Source organism: Blautia sp. XA-2221 (assembly GCF_028767025.1).
In the GTDB taxonomy this organism is placed as follows: Bacteria; Bacillota; Clostridia; order Lachnospirales; family Lachnospiraceae; genus Blautia_A.
Map to the genome: position 1 here is coordinate 362,863 of NZ_JAJQXX010000001.1, position 19,484 is coordinate 382,346.

General features: G+C 43.2%; 13 protein-coding genes. 12 read left to right on the top strand and 1 reads right to left on the bottom strand.

Features of this window, described 5'->3' with window-relative positions; all coding sequences use genetic code 11:
• Nucleotides 1-14 precede the first annotated feature (14 nt).
• The 12 genes from LU279_RS01770 to LU279_RS01825 all read left to right on the top strand — a co-directional run bounded on the left by LU279_RS01770 (nt 15) and on the right by LU279_RS01825 (nt 17,597).
• Nucleotides 15-1,859 carry an alpha/beta hydrolase gene (locus LU279_RS01770; RefSeq protein WP_274420418.1) on the top strand — a complete coding sequence of 615 codons (1,845 nt, stop codon included), beginning with the start codon at nt 15-17 and terminating at the stop codon, nt 1,857-1,859.
• Nucleotides 1,860-2,033: 174 nt separating this feature from the next.
• Nucleotides 2,034-4,628 carry an ATP-dependent chaperone ClpB gene (gene clpB / locus LU279_RS01775; RefSeq protein WP_274420421.1) on the top strand — a complete coding sequence of 865 codons (2,595 nt, stop codon included), beginning with the start codon at nt 2,034-2,036 and terminating at the stop codon, nt 4,626-4,628.
• Nucleotides 4,625-4,798, top strand: coding sequence for a DUF4250 domain-containing protein (locus LU279_RS01780; protein ID WP_022066609.1), 174 nt, complete (start codon nt 4,625-4,627; stop codon nt 4,796-4,798). Before clpB ends, LU279_RS01780 begins: the two co-directional genes overlap by 4 nt.
• A gap of 294 nt (nt 4,799-5,092) precedes the next feature.
• Nucleotides 5,093-5,584: a MarR family winged helix-turn-helix transcriptional regulator gene (locus LU279_RS01785; RefSeq protein WP_274420426.1), complete on the top strand. Its 492-nt coding sequence runs from the start codon at nt 5,093-5,095 to the stop codon at nt 5,582-5,584.
• On the top strand, nt 5,577-7,742 hold the full coding sequence (locus LU279_RS01790; protein WP_274420428.1) for an ABC transporter ATP-binding protein: 2,166 nt from the start codon (nt 5,577-5,579) through the stop codon (nt 7,740-7,742). Before LU279_RS01785 ends, LU279_RS01790 begins: the two co-directional genes overlap by 8 nt.
• A complete protein-coding gene (locus LU279_RS01795) occupies nt 7,735-9,579 on the top strand; it encodes an ABC transporter ATP-binding protein (protein WP_274420429.1) in 1,845 nt (614 codons plus the stop codon). The genes LU279_RS01790 and LU279_RS01795 overlap by 8 nt, the downstream gene beginning before the upstream one ends.
• 258 nt (nt 9,580-9,837) lie before the next feature.
• Complete coding sequence (locus tag LU279_RS01800; protein WP_442870136.1) at nt 9,838-10,263, top strand: putative heavy metal-binding protein; 426 nt, start codon at nt 9,838-9,840, stop codon at nt 10,261-10,263.
• A 4-nt stretch (nt 10,264-10,267) separates the two neighbouring features.
• Nucleotides 10,268-12,325: a HelD family protein gene (locus LU279_RS01805; RefSeq protein ID WP_274420431.1), complete on the top strand. Its 2,058-nt coding sequence runs from the start codon at nt 10,268-10,270 to the stop codon at nt 12,323-12,325.
• A 158-nt stretch (nt 12,326-12,483) separates the two neighbouring features.
• The gene (locus tag LU279_RS01810; protein ID WP_274420433.1) at nt 12,484-13,566 is read left to right on the top strand and encodes a hypothetical protein; all 1,083 of its coding nucleotides are present in this window, start codon (nt 12,484-12,486) and stop codon (nt 13,564-13,566) included.
• 133 nt (nt 13,567-13,699) lie between these two features.
• Nucleotides 13,700-14,461, top strand: coding sequence for a class I SAM-dependent DNA methyltransferase (locus tag LU279_RS01815; RefSeq protein ID WP_274420435.1), 762 nt, complete (start codon nt 13,700-13,702; stop codon nt 14,459-14,461).
• A 66-nt stretch (nt 14,462-14,527) separates the two neighbouring features.
• Nucleotides 14,528-15,406, top strand: coding sequence for an Hsp33 family molecular chaperone HslO (gene hslO / locus LU279_RS01820; protein ID WP_274420437.1), 879 nt, complete (start codon nt 14,528-14,530; stop codon nt 15,404-15,406).
• Between the two features lie 64 nt (nt 15,407-15,470).
• Complete coding sequence (locus LU279_RS01825) at nt 15,471-17,597, top strand: NAD(+) synthase (protein ID WP_274420439.1); 2,127 nt, start codon at nt 15,471-15,473, stop codon at nt 17,595-17,597.
• Nucleotides 17,598-17,821: 224 nt separating this feature from the next.
• Here the strand turns inward: LU279_RS01825 and LU279_RS01830 are convergent, their stop codons facing one another.
• On the bottom strand, nt 17,822-18,262 hold the full coding sequence (locus LU279_RS01830) for a hypothetical protein (protein WP_274420441.1): 441 nt from the start codon (nt 18,260-18,262) through the stop codon (nt 17,822-17,824).
• Nucleotides 18,263-19,484 lie beyond the last annotated feature (1,222 nt).

Below are 19,484 nucleotides of genomic sequence, written 5' to 3' on the forward strand. Positions count from 1 at the left end.
GGAGGGATATGAGGATGAACAAAAAAGGTAAAAAGAGTGCTGGTTTCTGGTTGTGTATTTCTTTGATTATTTGTCTTATCAGTGGTATTGGCGCCAGTATGATCCAGACAAATTTTGGGAAGGTCACTATCAAAGATCTGCGTTTTGAAACAGAAAGTGGACATCAGATGAGTGCATTGCTGCTGAAACCGGACACAGCAACCGTAGAAAATCCTGCACCGGCTATCGTTTGCAGTCACGGGTGGTATAACAATCGTGAGATGCAGGATTTGAATTATGTTGAGTATGCGCGGCGCGGATATGTGGTACTTTCAATTGATATGTATGGACATGGTAATTCAGACAATCTGCCTGCAGGAGACTGGTGGAAACCAGAAAATAATGCAAACGGTATGTATGATGCTGTTAAAATGATTGCTACACTACCATATGTTGATAAGGAAAAAATTGGAGTTACAGGACACTCTAATGGGGCTCTTGCCAGCCGTACAGCAGTTTTACTGGATAATGAAGCAGAGGAACCTTTGATCGAAGCTGCTCTTCTGGTTTCCAATGATGCTGTTTATAAAGGTGAGGACGGCGCATATTTTAATATGTTTGGAGGCAGGGATGCCGGTATTGTAGCATGTCAGTATGATGAATTCTTCCATCGAACTTATAATGAGGATGGCTCTCATACTGCTCCAAGAGATTTCCTTAAACAGCCAAACGCACAGTCATTCCTGCATTTTGGCGAGAATCCGGAAGGATTGGAGACACGTAAAGCTGAAACAATTTATAAGGAAGATATAGAGGGAAAAGAAGCGACTCGTGTGATCTATAACCCGAATATTACCCATCCATGGGCACATTTTTCTAAACGAGTGGTAGATTCAAGTGTACAGTTTTTTGAGGATTCCTTAGGAGCTCCTAATCCAATTAACGGAAACAATCAGATATGGCAGATAAAGGTGGTTTTTAATGCTTTAGGACTTGTAGGATTTATTATGTTTGTGGTAAGTTTTGCAAAAGTTTTATTGAAAACCTCCTGTTTTTCCTCGCTGAAAGCAGAGGAAGAAGTTCTTCCGTCACCAGCACTTTCCGGAAGAGAAAAGACATGGTTTTGGATTAGCAGTATTTTAGGGGCAGTTTTTAGTTTTGTTGTTTATATGTTTGGATATAGTGTGATTGCAAAACTGGTTGGTGGAATTGCTCCTCAGTCAGGACCTACATTTATTGGAATCTGGGCAGCTTTATGCGGAGTATTTTCACTATTCCTTCTTTGGGTTGGAAGAAAGTTTACAAAGGTTCCTTCCAGAACAGCGGAAAACGGTGTTAAGATCAGTGCGAAAAAGCTTGGGTTGACTATTCTTCTTGCTCTTATAGTAGCAATCTCAGCATATGGTCTGGTGTTTTTATCAGACTATCTGTTTAAGACGGACTTCCGGATTTGGGTAGTTGCTCTGAAGGCCTTTAATGCAAATATGATTCCTTATATTTTATTGTATTTACCGCTGTTTTTATTATATTACATACCAAATTCAATTTGTATCAATAGCTATAATTACTTTGAATTAGGAAAAAAACCATGGATCAATACCTGCGTAAATGCGATGTTTAATATTCTGCCAAGTGTTGTTATGGTAGTCATCATGTATGGCTGTTTCTTTATCAGTGGCTATTTACCTAATGAGTTTATTCCGTTTTTTGGAGGCTCAATTATTGGAATATGGCTTTATCCGGTAATTGTTGTTCTGGCTGTGGCAGCAGTTGTTTCCAGAAAACTGTATCGTGCAACGAAAAATCCATATCTGGCAGGTATCATCATGGCGGTGTTAGTTGCAATTATGAGTTGTACGAATACATTGACTCAGTTATAAAAAGTTACTTATTGTATGGAAAAAGAAAAATAAAAAAATTAGCACTCACCTCTTGACTCTGCTAACAGAATGTGATATGTTATACAAGAACTAGAACAAGACAACAATGTTACGGTCGTAAAGACCAGAAGTAACCAGTTATATTTTTTGTTTACAGATAGAGGAGGAGAGCCTATGAATATCAGTAAATTTACGCAGAAATCCATACAGGCTGTTCAGGATCTGGAAAAGGTTGCCTACGAATATGGCAATCAGGAAGTGGAGCAGGAGCATCTTCTGTATGCTCTTCTCAGTCAGGAGGACAGCCTGATTCTCAAGCTTATTGAGAAAATGGAGATTAATAAGGAATATTTTATAAATACAGTAAAAAAAGCTCTGGATGCCAGAGTGAAGGTAAGCGGCGGAGATCTCAGGTTCGGACAGTATCTGAATAAATCTCTTGTCAACGCAGAAGACGAAGCAAGAGCTATGGGAGACGAGTATGTTTCCGTAGAGCATCTGTTTCTGTCTCTTCTGAAGCAGCCAAGTCCCAGCATGAAAAAGATTTTTGATGAATTCGGAATCACCAGGGAACGTTTCCTTCAGGCACTTTCTACCGTAAGGGGAAATCAGAGAGTAGTCAGTGACAATCCGGAAGCGACTTATGATACTCTCAATAAATATGGGGAGGATCTGGTGGAAAAAGCCCGTAACCAGAAGTTGGATCCAGTGATCGGACGTGATGCGGAGATCCGCAATATTGTCAGGATCCTTTCCCGTAAAACAAAGAACAATCCGGTTCTGATCGGTGAGCCGGGCGTAGGTAAAACAGCAGCGATTGAAGGGCTGGCTCAGAGAATCGTTGCCGGAGATGTTCCAGAGGGACTGAAAAACAAAAAGATTTTTGCTCTGGACATGGGCGCGCTTGTTGCAGGAGCCAAGTACAGAGGCGAGTTTGAGGAACGTCTGAAAGCCGTTCTGGAGGAAGTGAAAAAAAGTGAGGGCAACATTATTCTCTTTATTGATGAGCTTCATCTGATCGTAGGTGCAGGAAAAACAGACGGCGCCATGGATGCGGGAAATATGTTGAAACCAATGCTTGCAAGAGGAGAACTTCACTGTATTGGAGCGACCACTCTGGATGAGTATCGCCAGTATATTGAAAAGGATGCGGCTCTGGAACGTCGTTTCCAGCCAGTTATGGTTGATGAGCCTACTGTGGAGGATACCATTTCTATTCTTCGTGGATTGAAGGAACGTTATGAGGTATTCCACGGAGTAAAGATCACAGACAGCGCTCTCGTGGCGGCCGCAACACTTTCTCATCGTTATATTACAGACCGTTTTCTTCCGGATAAGGCCATTGACCTTGTAGATGAGGCGTGTGCACTGATCAAAACGGAGCTGGATTCCATGCCTACCGAGCTTGATGAGCAGAGACGTAAGATCATGCAGATGGAGATCGAAGAGTCTGCTCTTAAAAAAGAAACAGATAATCTAAGCAAGGAGCGTCTTGCGGATCTTCAGAAAGAACTGGCAGACCTTCGGGATGAATTTAATACTCAGAAGGCTCAGTGGGACAATGAAAAACATTCTGTAGAAAAACTTCAGAAGCTTCGTGAGCAGATTGAGGATGTAAATAAGCAGATACAGAAGGCAAAACAGAGCTATGATCTGGAAAAGGCTGCAGAGCTTCAGTACGGAGAGCTTCCAAGACTTCAGCAGCAGCTTGAGATTGAGGAGCGTAATACAAAAGAAAGCGACAATCGTCTTGTCCATGAGGCTGTGACAGATGATGAGATCGCAAGGATCATTTCCAGATGGACAGGAATCCCTGTTACCCGTCTGACGGAGGGAGAAAGGACAAAACTTCTGAGCCTTGAAGATGAGCTTCATAAACGGGTGATCGGTCAGGATGAGGGTGTGCGTCTTGTGACAGATGCCATTCTCCGTTCCAAGGCGGGAATTAAGGATCCTACCAAGCCAATTGGCTCGTTCCTGTTTCTGGGACCTACCGGCGTAGGAAAAACGGAGCTGGCAAAAACACTGGCAGCAACGCTTTTTGATGATGAGCAGAATATGGTCCGTATTGACATGAGTGAATATATGGAGAAATATTCGGTATCCCGTCTGATCGGAGCGCCTCCGGGATATGTGGGTTATGAGGAAGGCGGCCAGCTGACAGAGGCTGTCAGAAGAAAGCCATACAGCGTTGTGCTTTTTGATGAGATTGAAAAGGCGCATCCGGATGTGTTTAACGTGCTTCTTCAGGTACTGGATGACGGGCGTATCACAGATTCACAGGGAAGAACCGTGGACTTCAAAAACACTATTCTGATCATGACTTCCAATATAGGTTCCCCTTATCTCCTGGATGGCATTGATGAAAATGGAGATATAAAACAGGAAGCCCAGGATATGGTCATGAATGATCTAAGAAGCCATTTCCGTCCTGAATTCCTGAACCGTCTGGACGAAATAATTTTGTTCAAACCCTTGACAAAAAATAATATTGGTAACATAGTAGACCTGATGGTGGCAGAGCTTGACAGGCGTCTGTCTGACCAGGAGCTTTCCCTGACTCTGACAGAAGCGGCAAAAGCGCAGGTTGTGGAAAATGGTTACGATCCTGTGTATGGAGCTCGCCCTCTGAAGCGTTATCTTCAGAATTATGTGGAAACACTTGCTGCGAAAAAGATTCTTTCCGGTGATGTTCATGCAGGAGATACGCTGGAACTGGATGTAAGGGACGGCCAGTTTATTATCAATGTAAAGGACGGAAACAGATGATACCCAAAGACCCGGTAATTTTACTGAGTTATGTGAACACACAGCTTCGGGATTACTATGATTCCCTGGAAGCGCTCTGTACATGCAGAGGTCTGAAAAAACAGGAACTGGTAGAAAAACTCAGAACCATTGATTATGAGTATGATGAAAATACAAACCAGTTTATATGATGGAGAGCCGGAGAAAATTTCCTGACAAAGGAGATGTTTCTCCGGTTTTTCTTTTTGAAAATATTCGTGTTGTTAAATTGAAAATACCTTCTGCCTGATAAGGCTGTTCTACTGTTTCACATTTCTTTTAAAATCCAGAAAAACATTTGTCTGGCTAATGATTATTTTGTGAAAAAAGTGTGTATAAACGGTGAAATAAGTATTTTTGCACAAAAATAACTTGCCTTTTTTGTGCAAATGAGTATTATATATAATTAGCCGACTAATTATATATAATGGATACGAGGTGATATTGTGGAAGATACGCAGACGCAGGAAAAAACAGGTTTTCAGCACTTGTTTATGCAGATGAACAGAGTTTATGCTGCCAAATGCTTCAGCCAGATGACTGCGCTTGGCATACATCCGGGACAGATTCCCATTCTGCTTCTTCTGGCAAAGCATGAGGAAATGAGCCAGAGGGAAATTGCAGAGAAGTTGTGTGTAAAGCCGCCAACAGTGAATGTCATGGTACAGCGTATGGAAAAGGCGGGGCTGATTGGCCGGAGACATGATAAAAAAGATCAGAGGATCACAAGGATTTTTCTTACGGATCAGGGATATGAAATGAAGAAGAATGTGGCAGAGCAGATAGAGCTGAATGAACGCTATGTTTTTATGGGATTCAGTGATGCTGAGAAATGCCTGTTCCGACGTTTTATGGAACAGATTATTACAAACATTTCGTGTATTCCGGAGGAAAAAACAGAGAATCTACAGGAAAAGGAGAGGCTGACAAGTGATTAAATTAATGAAATATCTGAAAAAATCCGTCGGATATGTGGCGCTGATCATTGCCCTTTTGTTTTTGCAGGCATATTGTGATCTGTCCCTTCCGGATTATACATCAAAAATTGTCAACATAGGCATCCAGCAAAAAGGAATTGAGGATGGTGTTCCGGAAAAAATAAGAAAGACCTCCATGGAGGGACTGGAGCTTTTTATGAACAAGGAGGATATTTCTCAGCTGGAATCTTCCTATACAGAAGAGGGAGAGCTTTATGTCCTGAAAGACATTGACAAAGATACCAGAGCTTCCCTTAATGAAATACTTGGAAAACCCATGTTGATACTGGACGGACTGACGATGAAAAATGAAACCTCCGGAGACATGAGGGCGCAGATGGGAATACCGGAAGGTGCAGATCCGGTGGAAGTGATTGCTCAGATGCCGGATGAGGCGAGAGCGCAGATGACAGAGAGCATGAGCAAAAAATTTCAGGATATGCCGGATTCCATGATAACTCAGGCAGCTGTTTCCTATGTTCAGGCTGAGTATGAGGCTCTTGGAGAGGATATTGACGCACTTCAGATGAAGTACATCGGAGAAGCAGGACTGAAAATGATCTTGATGGCGCTTCTTATTATGGCTGCATCTGTTTCTGTTGTTTTCCTTTCTTCAAGAGTGGCTGCAAGTCTGGGACACGATATCAGAGGGGATATTTACAGGAAGGTAATCGGTTTTTCCAGCAATGAGTACAACAGATTCTCTACGGCATCTCTGATCACCAGAAGCACCAATGATGTGCAGCAGGTACAGATGACTATGGCAATGATATTCCGTATTGTCCTGTATGCTCCGATCATTGGAATCGGTGGAGTGCTTCGGGTTCTGGAAACAGATTCTTCTATGACGTGGATCCTTGGTGTGGGTGTTGTACTGATCCTTGTTATCATTGTACTTCTGTTTTCCATTGCAATGCCCAGATTTACAAAACTTCAGACACTGATCGACAGGCTGAATCTTGTTACAAGAGAAATACTGACCGGTATTCCTGTGATCCGTGCTTTCAGCAGAGAAAAACATGAAGAAGACAGATTTGAGGACGCAAACAGGGTACTGACAAAGACAAACCTGTTTGTAAACCGATGCATGACCTTTATGATGCCTTCCATGATGCTGATCATGAACGGGATTTCCGTTCTGATCGTATATAACGGTTCCTATGCAGTGGATGCGGGCAATATGCAGGTTGGCGATATGATGGCGTTTATCCAGTATGCTATGCAGATTATTATGGCGTTCCTGATGATTACTGCCATGTCCATTATGCTTCCAAGAGCCAATGTTGCAGCAATGAGGATCGTGGAAATTCTGGAAACAGAAAACAGCCTGAAGGAGCCGGAAGCTCCGGTTCATCCGTCACAGGAAATAAAAGGAACCGTAGAATTTGACCATGTATCCTTCTCTTATCCGGATGCCGGAGAAAATGTTCTTACCGACATCAGTTTTAAAGTAGAAAAAGGTCAGACTCTGGCAGTGATCGGAAGTACAGGAAGTGGAAAGAGCTCTCTCATCAATCTGATTCCCAGATTTTATGATGTGACACAGGGATGTGTAAAGGTTGACGGGGTAGATGTAAGGAGTATGTCTCAGAAAGATCTTCGTGACCGTCTGGGTTATGTTCCGCAGAAGGGAGTTCTTTTTTCCGGAACCATTGACTCCAATATCCGCTATGGAAAAACAGATATTTCACAGGAACAGGTAAAGAAAGCTGCCATGGTCGCCCAGGCGCAGGAGTTTATTGAAGAGAAACCTCATGGATATGAGTCACCGGTAGCTCAGGGAGGAACCAATGTTTCAGGTGGACAGAAGCAGCGACTTTCTATTGCAAGAGCAGTGGCAAAGGAGCCGGAGATCTTTATTTTTGACGACAGCTTTTCCGCTCTGGACTTTAAAACAGACAAAGCGCTTCGGAAAGCGTTAAAGGATCATACCCAAAATGCAACGACGATTATTGTTGCCCAGCGTATCAGTACAATTCTGAACGCAGATCAGATTCTTGTGCTGGATGACGGAAAGATGGCGGGTCTGGGAACTCACAGAGAGTTGATGAAAAACTGCGAGGTTTATCGTCAGATCGCCATGTCACAGTTATCAGAGGAGGAACTGGCAAATGAGTGAAAATAGAAGAGGGCCTATGGGCCATGGACATGGAAGAGGAATGCATGGAGGAGAAAAAGCCAGGGACTTTAAAGGTTCCATGGCAAAGCTGCTCCGGTATATGGGACGGTATAAGTTCCGTTTTATCCTGATGTTTGTTTTTGCCGTTGCAGGTACGGTGTTTAATATATGGGGACCAAAGATTCTGGGAAAGGCTACTACGGAGCTGTTTTCCGGTCTGGTAGCCAAGGTAAACGGAACCGGAGGAATCAATTTTGAGAAAATTGCAATGATCCTCATGGGCGTTATGATCCTTTATCTGGCAAGCTCCTGTTTTTCATTTATACAGGGCTTTGTGATGACAGGAATTTCAAATGATGTTACCTATAATCTGAGGAAAGATATTTCCAAAAAGATCAACCGGCTTCCGCTGAATTATTTTGAGAGCAGAACAAACGGAGAGATTCTTTCCAGAGTAACCAATGATGTGGATACGTTACAGATGAGCCTGAACCAGAGTATGACACAGCTGATCACTTCCGTTACTACTATTATCGGCGTGTTGTTCATGATGCTGTCCATTAATGTCTGGATGACGCTGGCAGCGCTTCTGATCCTGCCGGTTTCCATGGTGATCATTAATTTTGTCATGAAGCATTCTCAGAAATACTTCCGTGACCAGCAGAATTATCTTGGAAAAGTCAACGGACAGATTGAGGAAAACTACGGCGGACATAATGTAGTAAAGGTATTTAACAAAGAACAGGATGTTGTCGCAGAATTTGAAAAGGATAACAAAAAGCTTTATGAGTCTGCATGGAAATCACAGTTTTTCTCAGGAATGATGATGCCGGTCATGCAGTTTGTAGGAAACCTGGGTTATGTAATGGTTGCCTTTCTGGGAGGAATTTTCACGATCAAGGGAAGTATTGAGGTAGGTGATATCCAGTCTTTCTTCCAGTATATCAGAAACTTTACAAACCCCATCCAGCAGATCGCACAGGTTGTAAATCTGCTTCAGTCCTCTGCGGCAGCTTCTGAGCGTGTGTTTGAGTTCCTGGAGGAGCCGGAGGAAGAGCAGACTACAGAGAATCCTGTTTCTGTAAAAAATCTTACAGGGGACGTTCAGTTTGAGCATGTTTCCTTTGGATATAATCCGGACAAGATCATTATTCATGATTTTTCTGCTGATATTACAGACGGGCAGAAGATTGCCATTGTAGGACCTACAGGCGCCGGAAAAACAACGATGGTGAAGCTTCTGATGCGCTTTTATGATGTAAACAGCGGAGAAATCATGGTTGACGGACACAATATCAAAGACTTTAACAGAAGCGAGCTTCGTGAAATGTTTGGAATGGTACTTCAGGATACCTGGCTGTTTTCAGGAACTATCATGGAAAATATCCGGTACGGACGGCTGGACGCTACAGATGAAGAAGTGATCGCTGCTGCCAAGGCCGCACACATCCATAATTTTATTATGCAGCAGCCTGGCGGATATCAGATGGTTCTTGATGAGGAAACAAGCAATATTTCTCAGGGACAGAAACAGCTTCTTACTATTGCAAGAGCAATCCTGGCAGACAATAAAATTCTGATCCTGGATGAAGCAACCTCTTCTGTAGATACAAGAACAGAAATGAGGATCCAGAAGGCCATGAATAACCTGATGAAAGGCAGAACCAGCTTTGTGATCGCTCATCGTCTTTCTACCATTAAGGATGCGGATCTGATCCTTGTTATGAAGGACGGAGATATCATTGAGCAGGGAAATCATAAGGAACTTCTGGAAAAAGGCGGCTTTTATGCAGAACTGTATAACAGTCAGTTTGAGCAGAAAGCTCAGTGCTCCTAAGTGGAAAAAACTGGATGCCGAAGCTAGCTGGAATAGATTTCGGACAGGGCAGTAAAAAATACAGACAGTAAATGATACGGAGCAGTGGACTGACGGAATAATAACTTCTTGTCAGCTGCTGCTCTTTTGGATATAATGAAAAACACAGAAAATTCTTTGCTTCTGTGGACGGCAGCAGTTATTTCAGGCAGGTATGGATTACAGCATTTTATGCAAAATATATTATAATATCTGTAGCTGTCCACAGGGCAGAGAGCTGTGAATGGAACAAACAGCAGCCAGTATATCGTAAACGGAAGGCATGAGTTTTGTACAGCAGGGCTGTGCAGAACCATCAGCCGGAAGATGAAAGGAGGAACAGAAATGATCGTAACAACAACTGCAAATGTAGACGGAAAGAGGATCATAGAGTATAAAGGAATTGTTTTTGGTGAGGTAGTCAGCGGAGTAAACGTTCTGAAGGATTTTACAGCAGGAATGCGGAACTTTTTTGGCGGAAGATCATCAAGCTATGAGGACGAGCTGATGCACGCAAGAGAAGAGGCTCTGAGAGAAATGGAAGAAAGGGCAGCACAGAGGGGCGCAAATGCCGTAGTGGGCGTGGATGTGGACTATGAGGTTCTCGGATCTGACAATGGAATGCTTATGGTTACAGTCAGCGGTACTGCTGTTGTGGTAGCCTGATCATATGCGGACAGAAAAATCCGGACAGGAATATCTGGAACAGGTGCTTGCATGTCTTGAAAAAAGACTGGAGGAAGTAAACGCTTCCATTGAAGCCGGTGTCAGGGAAATCGAGGACATGCACGAATACTACTGGGAAAATTATACAGAAATGGACCAGTACGGATATGAGGAATTTGACAACAGGCAGGCTCTTCTTGCCCAGGTAAATGCCAACCAGGAGCAGCTTCTCCTTCGGAAAAGGTTCCGCAATATGCAGGACTCTCCGTTTTTTGGCAGAGTAGATTTTATTTACCAGGGAGAGGAGGAGCCGGAGCAGTTTTATATTGGAATCGGAAATCTGGCGGAACGAGCCGGGAGCCGTCCTCTGGTAAATGACTGGCGGGCTCCTGTCAGCGGTCTTTTTTATGATTATGATAAAGGACCGGCATCTTATGAAGCGCCTCAGGGAGTTTTTGAGGGTGAAATAAGCTCCAAATGGCAATATAAGATTCGCCGGGGAAAGCTTGTTTATGAATTTGAAAGCGATATTAAAATTGATGATGATATTCTGAAAGCAGAGCTTGGAGGAAACGGTGAAGTTCAGCTGAAAAATATTATCCGTACCATTCAGAAAGAGCAGAATGCCATCATCCGTAATACAGAGGACAGGATCATGGTGATCCAGGGAACCGCGGGAAGCGGAAAAACTTCCGTGGCTCTTCATCGGATCGCATATCTTCTTTACCATGACCGCAACAATCTGAAATCCTCCAATATTCTGATCCTTTCTCCAAACAGCGTGTTTGCAGATTATATCTCACATATTCTGCCGGAGCTGGGCGAAGAAAATATCCGTGAAATGAGTTTCGATCTTTTTGCTTACAGAGAACTTCAGGATGTGGCAGCAGACTGTGAGGATAAGTATGATCAGATCGAAAGAGCAGTAAAAAATCCGGATACATGGAATCAGTACAGAGAAAAACAGTCTCCGGAATATGTTTCACGGCTTCAGGGATTTATGATGAGTCTGGAAGATGAACTTATGAATTTCAGGGATGTGGAATATAAAGGCTGTTCCATAAAAGAATCCGAAATCATCCGCCTGTTTTATTTCCGGTTTCAGGATATTCCTCTGTTATCCAGAATGGAAGCTGTTGCAGAATATTTTATTGATCAGGTGGAAACACTGAGGGATAGAGATCTTTCAGAGGAAGAGAAAGATGAGGTAACAGAAAAGTTCCTGGGAATGTATGGAACAAGAGATTTTTATGTTCTTTACAGTCGTTTTCTGGACAGGGAGGGATTTCGGGCTCTGCCCAGGCGTCCGCTGGAAAAACGCAGGCTGAAATATGAGGATGTTTATCCTGTTTTATATTTGAAATATCATCTGACCCGGTGCAGGGAGCATCGGGATATCAGGCATCTTGTTGTAGATGAAATGCAGGATTATTCCTGGATTCAGTATCTGATCCTAAAAAAACTTTTTCCATGCAGAATGACCATACTTGGTGATAAAGCTCAGACAATGGAAGAGAAGCAGCAGGATGTCATGAAGTTCCTGCCCGGGATTTTCGGCAGAAATATCAGAAAGATTTATATGAACAGAAGTTACAGAAATACAGTGGAGATTGCAGAGTATGCAAACCGGATCGCAGGGATCACAGACATGGATCTCTTTGAGCGTCATGGAGAACCTGTACGGGAAGAAATGTTTAAAAGTACAGAAATGGCTTTGGATGAAATTTTTAAAACCTGGCTCAGAGACAGCGAACGTCTGGAAACAGGGGCAGTGATCTTTATGACAGAAAAGGAAGCGGAAGCTGCAGCGATTTACCTGAAGAGAAAGCTGGAAGCAGAAGCGCCGGAGCAGAGGGATACCCTGTCTTATCTTGACCGGAACAGCGGTCAGTTTTGCAAAGGACTGACAGTCACTACGTTTTATCTGGCAAAGGGGCTGGAATTCGACAGAGTATACGGTGTGTTTGCTGATACGGACAAAAGCCCTCTGAAAATTCAGGCGGAATATATTACGGCGACCAGAGCTCTTCATGAGCTGTTTATGTATACGGTCACAAGTTGAAAAAACGAGCCTGAAACAAAGAATATGACAGGAATTTACACTTTGTTTATAGGAATTTCACATCATGCTCCGGAAAATTCATTGACATATATGTAATAAAATTGTAAAATGTGTAGCAAAGAGTTTGAGTGAATTTCACAATTTTTTAGGAGGATCATATGAAGAACAAAAAATTACTTGCTGTTTTAGCGGTTACAATATCAGCGTCTGTCTTTATGGCAGGCTGCGGCTTCGGCGGAGACGAGCCGGAAGCGCAGAAGGTTGTCAGTGTAACACCGGCACCGGAGGTTACAAAGGCTCCAACAGCTACGCCTACCATTGCTCCAAATGTACAGGATACCACTTATACCTCCGCAGATAAATCTGTTTCTATCAATCTCCCGGATGCTACCTGGGCAAACAAAACTGACGAGGCAGATACCATCAGCTTTGAGTCTCCTGACAATGGCAATATCCTTATTCTTCACGGTCAGGGAGAAGAAACAATGGCTGCCACAGTGATTCCAAGCACACAGGATATGGCTGTTTCTCTGGAACAGGCAGACGGAGATAAAGTTCAGGGAACTGACTTTGAGATCCAGGATTATAAGGCTGAGGATGTAAACGGAATCGGCGTTTACAGCTATGTGACAAAAATGCTGAATACAGAAAAGAGTGACGGGGCTCTTTATGTGGTTCATAAAGTATTTGCAAATGCCAGCGAATATTATTCCATTGAAGCTTCTGTAAAAAAAGAAGAAGTTCTGGCATCTGTAAAGAGCTCAGTGGATTCTTTTAAGATTCTTGGAAATTCCTCACTGAAAGAGGCAGCTCCGGGAACAGCAGCACCGGCCGGAACTACAGAAAATAAAGATGCGGCAGGCACAGACGCTGCAGCAAACGATGCAGCGGCAAATACAGGAAATGCGGATGCAGGCGCAGCAGATACAGGAAATACAGATGCGGGAGCTGCTGATACAGGCGCTGCTTCCCAGGAAGGCGGAGAGACTTCTTCCGAAGGAACAACAAATTCCGCAGGCTTTACAGATGAGCAGCTTTCCAATACAGATGAAACAAGAACTATTTATCGCAACTCTGACGGTGAGCCGCTGGTAATCCAGCCGGACGGAAACGGAAACTGGGTTGATTTTGATGGAAATACCTACAGCTTTGCAAATGACCAGGATGTGTATACAGAGGACGGCACAAGTTATTACTGGCACGGTGAGGCTGCTGACGTATACTATATGCCGGTTCAGTAAATAAAAGACTGAGGCGATCATAGAGCGGAACATTTAAGGCAGGTGAGCGATCATCTGCCTTTTCCTCTCATTCAGAGAGCCTGTTCCGGACAGAATCGTTCAGGCGTACATTACATAAAAAAGGAGAAGTACAGTGGAAGCGTACGGAAAATTTGCACAGGTGTATGACCTGTTTATGGACAATATTGATTATGAAAGTTGGGCTGCTTATGTGGAAAAGCAGCTGAAAGCCCAGGGGATTGAGGACGGTCTTGTTCTGGAACTGGGTTGCGGCACAGGTACCATGACAGGATTGCTTGCACAAAAGGGATATGATATGATTGGTGTGGACAATTCTGAGGAAATGCTTGCCGAGGCAATGAAGAAAAAAATGGAGACCGGACAGGACATACTGTATCTTCTTCAGGATATGCAGGAGTTTGAATTGTATGGAACTGTACGGGCGATCATCAGTGTGTGCGACAGCCTGAATTATATCACGGACAGGGAGGAATTGCTTCAGGTATTCAGACTGGTAAATAATTATTTGGATCCGGGCGGTGTTTTTCTGTTTGATATGAATACAGTCCACAAATACCGGGATATTCTGGGAGAGACAACCATAGCAGAAAACAGAGATGAGGGAAGCTTTATCTGGGAAAACAGCTATGACCCGGAAAACGGTATGAATATTTATGAGCTTGCAGTTTTTTTGCCAAGAGAAGACGGGCTTTATGAAAAATGCGAGGAGCTTCACTGCCAGAAAGCATATGAGCAGTCGGAAATTGAGGATCTGATCGCTGAGGCAGGGATGGAACTGGTGGCTGTCTATGACGCATATACCATGAAGCCGGCGGCAGAAGACAGTGAAAGACTGTTTTTTGTGGCAAAGGAAAAAGGCAAGCAGACAGCCTGAAGGCAAAATATAGAAAAATTTTTTTGTAAAACAGAATTTAGGAAACACAGGTTCAGGAGGAATAAAATGAGTGATTATATTGTAAGAGCAACAGCCGCAAACAGTCAGGTTCGCGCCTTTGCAGCAGTGACAACGGAAACAGTGGAAACAGCCAGAAAGGCTCATAATACCAGCCCTGTGGCAACAGCAGCTCTGGGAAGACTTCTTACGGCAGGAGCTATGATGGGTGTGATGATGAAGGGGGATAAGGATATCCTGACTCTTCAGATCCAGGCCAGCGGTCCTCTGGAGGGCATTACTGTAACTGCAGACTCTCAGGGAAGAGTGAAAGGATATGTGGGAAATCCGGAGGTAATTATTCCGGCCAATGACAAAGGTAAACTGGATGTTGCCAGTGCAGTAGGTATTGGGATTCTTAATGTAATTAAGGATATGGGACTGAAAGAGCCCTATTCCGGACAGGTAGTGCTTCAGACAAGTGAGATTGCAGAGGACCTTACCTACTATTTTGCAGTCAGCGAGCAGGTTCCTTCTGCGGTAGGTCTTGGGGTTCTGATGAATAAGGATAATACTGTGCAGCAGGCAGGAGGATTTATTGTTCAGGTTATGCCTTTTGCAGAAGAGGAAACCATTGCCAAACTGGAAGAAAATGTACAGAAGATCCAGTCTGTAACCACTCTTCTGGAGCAGGGACATACTGCAGAAAGTCTGCTGGAAGCGGTACTGGATGGCTTTGACATTGAATTTACAGACAAGGTTCCTACAGAATTTTACTGCAATTGCAGCAAGGAACGTGTGGAAAAAGCGCTGATCAGTATTGGACGAAAAGATCTGAATGAAATGATCCAGGAAGGAAAAGAGGTAGAACTGAACTGTCATTTCTGCAACACAAATTATGTGTTCAGTGTGGAAGAGCTGAAAGAAATTCTCAGAAAATGCAGATAGAAGCTCTGCCAGGCAGATAAGAGAAGCCTGATGTCTGCTGTATGCGGACAGGAAAGGGGAAACTATGAAAGATGGATTTATCAAAGTCAGTGCAGGAACACCGGATGTTCGGGTAGCGGACTGTGAATATAATGCTGGGGAGATCATCTGTATGGCTCATGAGATGGCGGAAAAGGGAGCAGTGGTCATGGTGTTCCCGGAGCTGTGCATCACAGGTTATACATGTGGGGATCTTTTCTGGCAGGAAACACTTCTGAAAGAAGCCAGGACTCAGCTTTTGCGTATTGCGGCTGAAACAGAAGATATCAACGGACTTATTTTTGTGGGGCTGCCGCTGGAATATAAGGGAAAGCTCTACAATGCGGCAGCAGCGCTGAATTGTGGAAAAATTGCTGGTTTTGTACCAAAGGTGAATATTCCCAATTACAATGAGTTTTATGAGGGGCGTTATTTTACCACAGGAAAAGATGTGGATGGTAAGATCCTGCTGAAGCGGGAAGATTATGACGGTTCCTATGCAGAAAATGATCCTGAGATCGAGATACGCTTTTTTGGAGAAGAGGAACAGCAGGACACGGATGTTCAGAAAAAAAACATGGACGGGCTTGAGTTTGAAGAGGATGATTTTTTGGATGAGCTCGACATGGATGATACAGATTATATAGACGAAGATGATCTGGAGGATGACACGGAAGAATATGAGGTTCCTGTTTCTCCGAACCTTATATTTACCTGTCCGGAATTTCCGGAGCTTAAAGTTGCGGCAGAAATCTGCGAGGATCTGTGGGTGGCAGCTCCGCCAAGTAATTTGCATGCATATCATGGCGCAAACGTGATCGTAAATCTTTCGGCCAGCGATGAACTGGCAGGAAAGGAGACTTACCGGAGAAATCTGGTGAGCAGTCAGTCAGCCAGACTGGTGTGCGGATATATCTATGCTTCCGCCGGTCCCGGAGAATCTACTCAGGACGTGGTTTACGGAGGCCATGATCTGATTGCAGAAAACGGAACCATTCTTGCAGAAAGCAGACGTTTTGAAAACGGAGCTGTTTATGGAATTATGGATATCCATAAACTGAATAATGAACGCAGGAGAATGACCACCTGTGGATTTGCGGCAGACAGAGAAAAAGATGCTTTCAGAGAAGTTCTGTTTTATCTGGAAAAAACAGAAACAAAGCTGGAACAGAAATTTGATTCCAGACCTTTTGTGCCTTCCTCTGAAACAGAAAGAGCCTGCCGCTGCGAGGAAATCCTGAATATTCAGGCAACAGGTCTGAAAAAGCGTCTGGATCATATTCGCTGCCAGAATGTTGTGATCGGACTTTCCGGAGGATTGGATTCTACCCTTGCTCTTCTTGTAACTGTCAGGGCTTTTGATATGCTGGGACTTTCAAGAGAAAAAATTACAGCAGTGACTATGCCGTGCTTTGGAACTACGGACAGAACCTATTCCAATGCCTGCGAGTTGAGCCGCTGTCTGGGCGCTGAGCTTCGGGAGGTGAATATCCGGGAGGCTGTCAGCCTTCATTTCAGAGATATCGGTCATGATCCGAACAGGCATGATGTAACCTATGAAAACGGACAGGCAAGAGAGAGAACTCAGATTCTTATGGACATTGCAAATCAGTCAGGAGGAATCGTGATCGGAACAGGAGATCTGTCCGAGCTGGCTCTTGGCTGGGCGACCTACAACGGAGATCATATGTCCATGTACGGGGTAAACAGTTCTGTACCGAAAACCCTTGTGCGCCACCTTGTAAAATACTGTGCAGATACCTGTGAGGATAAGACATTGTCAGGAATCCTTCTTGATATCCTGGATACGCCGGTAAGTCCGGAACTTCTTCCGCCGGAAGACGGAGTGATCGCACAGAAAACAGAAGATCTGGTAGGCCCCTACGAGCTTCATGATTTTTTCCTTTATCATATGCTGCGCTGGACTTGTCCGCCTGAAAAGATCTTCCGCATGGCAAAAGTGGCTTTTGAGGGAGAATATGATGCAGAAACGATCCTTAAATGGCTGAAGATATTTTACAGACGGTTCTTTACCCAGCAGTTTAAGCGTTCCTGCCTGCCGGATGGACCAAAGGTGGGAAGTGTGGCGGTTTCTCCAAGAGGAGATCTTCGTATGCCAAGTGACGCCTGTGGAACTCTGTGGCTCAGACAGTTGGACAGAATAAAAATCTGAGGCTAAGAAGAAATACCAAGGACATAAAAAGAGATGCGGTCTGTGCTGAAAAATACTTTGACAGATAAAACAGACAGTTATGATATTTATATGAGAGGAACCGACTGCAGCTACTATTATGAAAGCTATATCGGTTATAAAACAGAAGAGCTTTAAAGTCTGATTCAGACAGAATGAATGCCCGTTATAGGAGTTAAAAACCATAACGGGCATTTTATCGTGCTTTATTCTTTCAGCTCCGCCTTGCTGACAGCTTCGTCAATGGCTCGGATCAGCATAAGAGCGGTGTATTTCTGATCGCTGGAATACTTCAGCTCATCCAGAGACTGGCCGCTGTAAATCTGGCTTGCCAGTTCTTCAAGAGCCGGCTCTACAAGAGGAAACATAGCAGCAGTGCTTTCACTGAGATTTTCCAGATGGATGGAACGGATTTTCTGTGCATCAACAGTGACTTCCATATCAAAACTGTTTCCATTAAGTTCAATGGAAGAACGGTAAATACCCGGGGTATAAACGGAAGCCGGATCCGTGGAGACTGATTCAGACTTACCCGGACCAAACATAAAAAACATCAGAACTCCAAGGACGATCAGAAACAGGAGGAAGATTCCTGTGTAAATGATCTCCTTCATATGTAAAACAACGATTTTTGTTTTGGAACTCATAGAGTACGCCTCCTGATCAGAATATGTATGTGCTGTTTTGGCCTGTAGATGAATGGCAGATACCGAATATAAAAAGCTTCTGATTAATCATATGAAGAGCAGAGAGGATTTATGACGGAACAGAAGGACCTTTTCAATAACATTGTCCATGTGTGCTCAAAATTATGTTCGGTGCCGTTCTGTTTCTTGAATATCCTATATTTTGCAAAAGATAACAAAGTCTATAATGGAACTTTAATTGTAAACAGTTTTGTTGTGAACAGTGGACGATTCATTAATAAATGAGAAAATTTGAAAACACATAAAATCCTTGTCGGTTTGTTTTGGTGAGATATATGGAGTTAAATGAGTTTTTGTATGCTCACAATACGGATGCTATTATGTGAAATTTAATATTTGACTTTCAGCCGAATTGTAAGAGTAAAATCCATTGAATTGTAAGAGTAAATTCCTTTGAATTGTAAGAGTAAAATTTATTGCTGTGTGCTGTGTATTGTGTAGTCAGAACTTCCTGCATTCTCTGGCGGCAGAGTTGCTTCTTGAGGAAATGGCTCTGTGGGCACACATGGAAACAGGACAGTCCAGACAGGAATGGACGGCTCTTCTTTTATATGGCTCTCTTAATCTGGTTTTCCTGTTCCTTTGCCATTTTAAAGGCCTCTTTCCCTTGATAACTCAGCAGTGAAATACATCATTCCTACTTCTTCGTTGGATAAAGTAGCAGTGTTTACAGTCCTTTCTTGTGATCCCTTGTACTCGATTCTATGAAAGACTGATTTCCATTTGTGTTGTGCAAAATGAAATTCCACTACGGATTAGAAGCGTGAGATTTACTCTTTCATGTTATGAAAATTGTTGTTTTGAAAAAATGTACAGGTTGTTTTGATAAGTTTTTGAAAAATGTTGTTTTAAAGTTTTGGAAAAAACAGTTGACAGAAGAGGAAGAACGTGGTAAATTAATCTGGCTGTCGCAAAGAAATGATTCTTTTGAAGAAACAATTTGAAAAACTTTGGAAAAAGTCAAAAAACTTGTTGACAATCATTTCGGAGTGTGGTAAAGTAAACAAGCTGTCAGCGAGAGAGCGAATTACCTGACAACACATCGAAAAACATCAAAAAAACTTGAAAAAAGTTCTTGACAGATGAAAAGAGATGTGATAAAGTAAATGAGCTGTCTGAGAGACAGAAAACAAAGAACCTTGATAACTAAACAGTGAGACAC

Coding starts and splice junctions, on each gene's coding strand:
- LU279_RS01770 (WP_274420418.1), top strand. CDS start 15: ATGAACAAAAAAGGTAAAAAGAGTGCTGGTTTCTGGTTGTGTATTTCT.
- clpB (WP_274420421.1), top strand. CDS start 2,034: ATGAATATCAGTAAATTTACGCAGAAATCCATACAGGCTGTTCAGGAT.
- LU279_RS01780 (WP_022066609.1), top strand. CDS start 4,625: ATGATACCCAAAGACCCGGTAATTTTACTGAGTTATGTGAACACACAG.
- LU279_RS01795 (WP_274420429.1), top strand. CDS start 7,735: ATGAGTGAAAATAGAAGAGGGCCTATGGGCCATGGACATGGAAGAGGA.
- LU279_RS01805 (WP_274420431.1), top strand. CDS start 10,268: ATGCGGACAGAAAAATCCGGACAGGAATATCTGGAACAGGTGCTTGCA.
- LU279_RS01810 (WP_274420433.1), top strand. CDS start 12,484: ATGAAGAACAAAAAATTACTTGCTGTTTTAGCGGTTACAATATCAGCG.
- hslO (WP_274420437.1), top strand. CDS start 14,528: ATGAGTGATTATATTGTAAGAGCAACAGCCGCAAACAGTCAGGTTCGC.
- LU279_RS01825 (WP_274420439.1), top strand. CDS start 15,471: ATGAAAGATGGATTTATCAAAGTCAGTGCAGGAACACCGGATGTTCGG.
- LU279_RS01830 (WP_274420441.1), bottom strand. CDS start 18,262: ATGAGTTCCAAAACAAAAATCGTTGTTTTACATATGAAGGAGATCATT.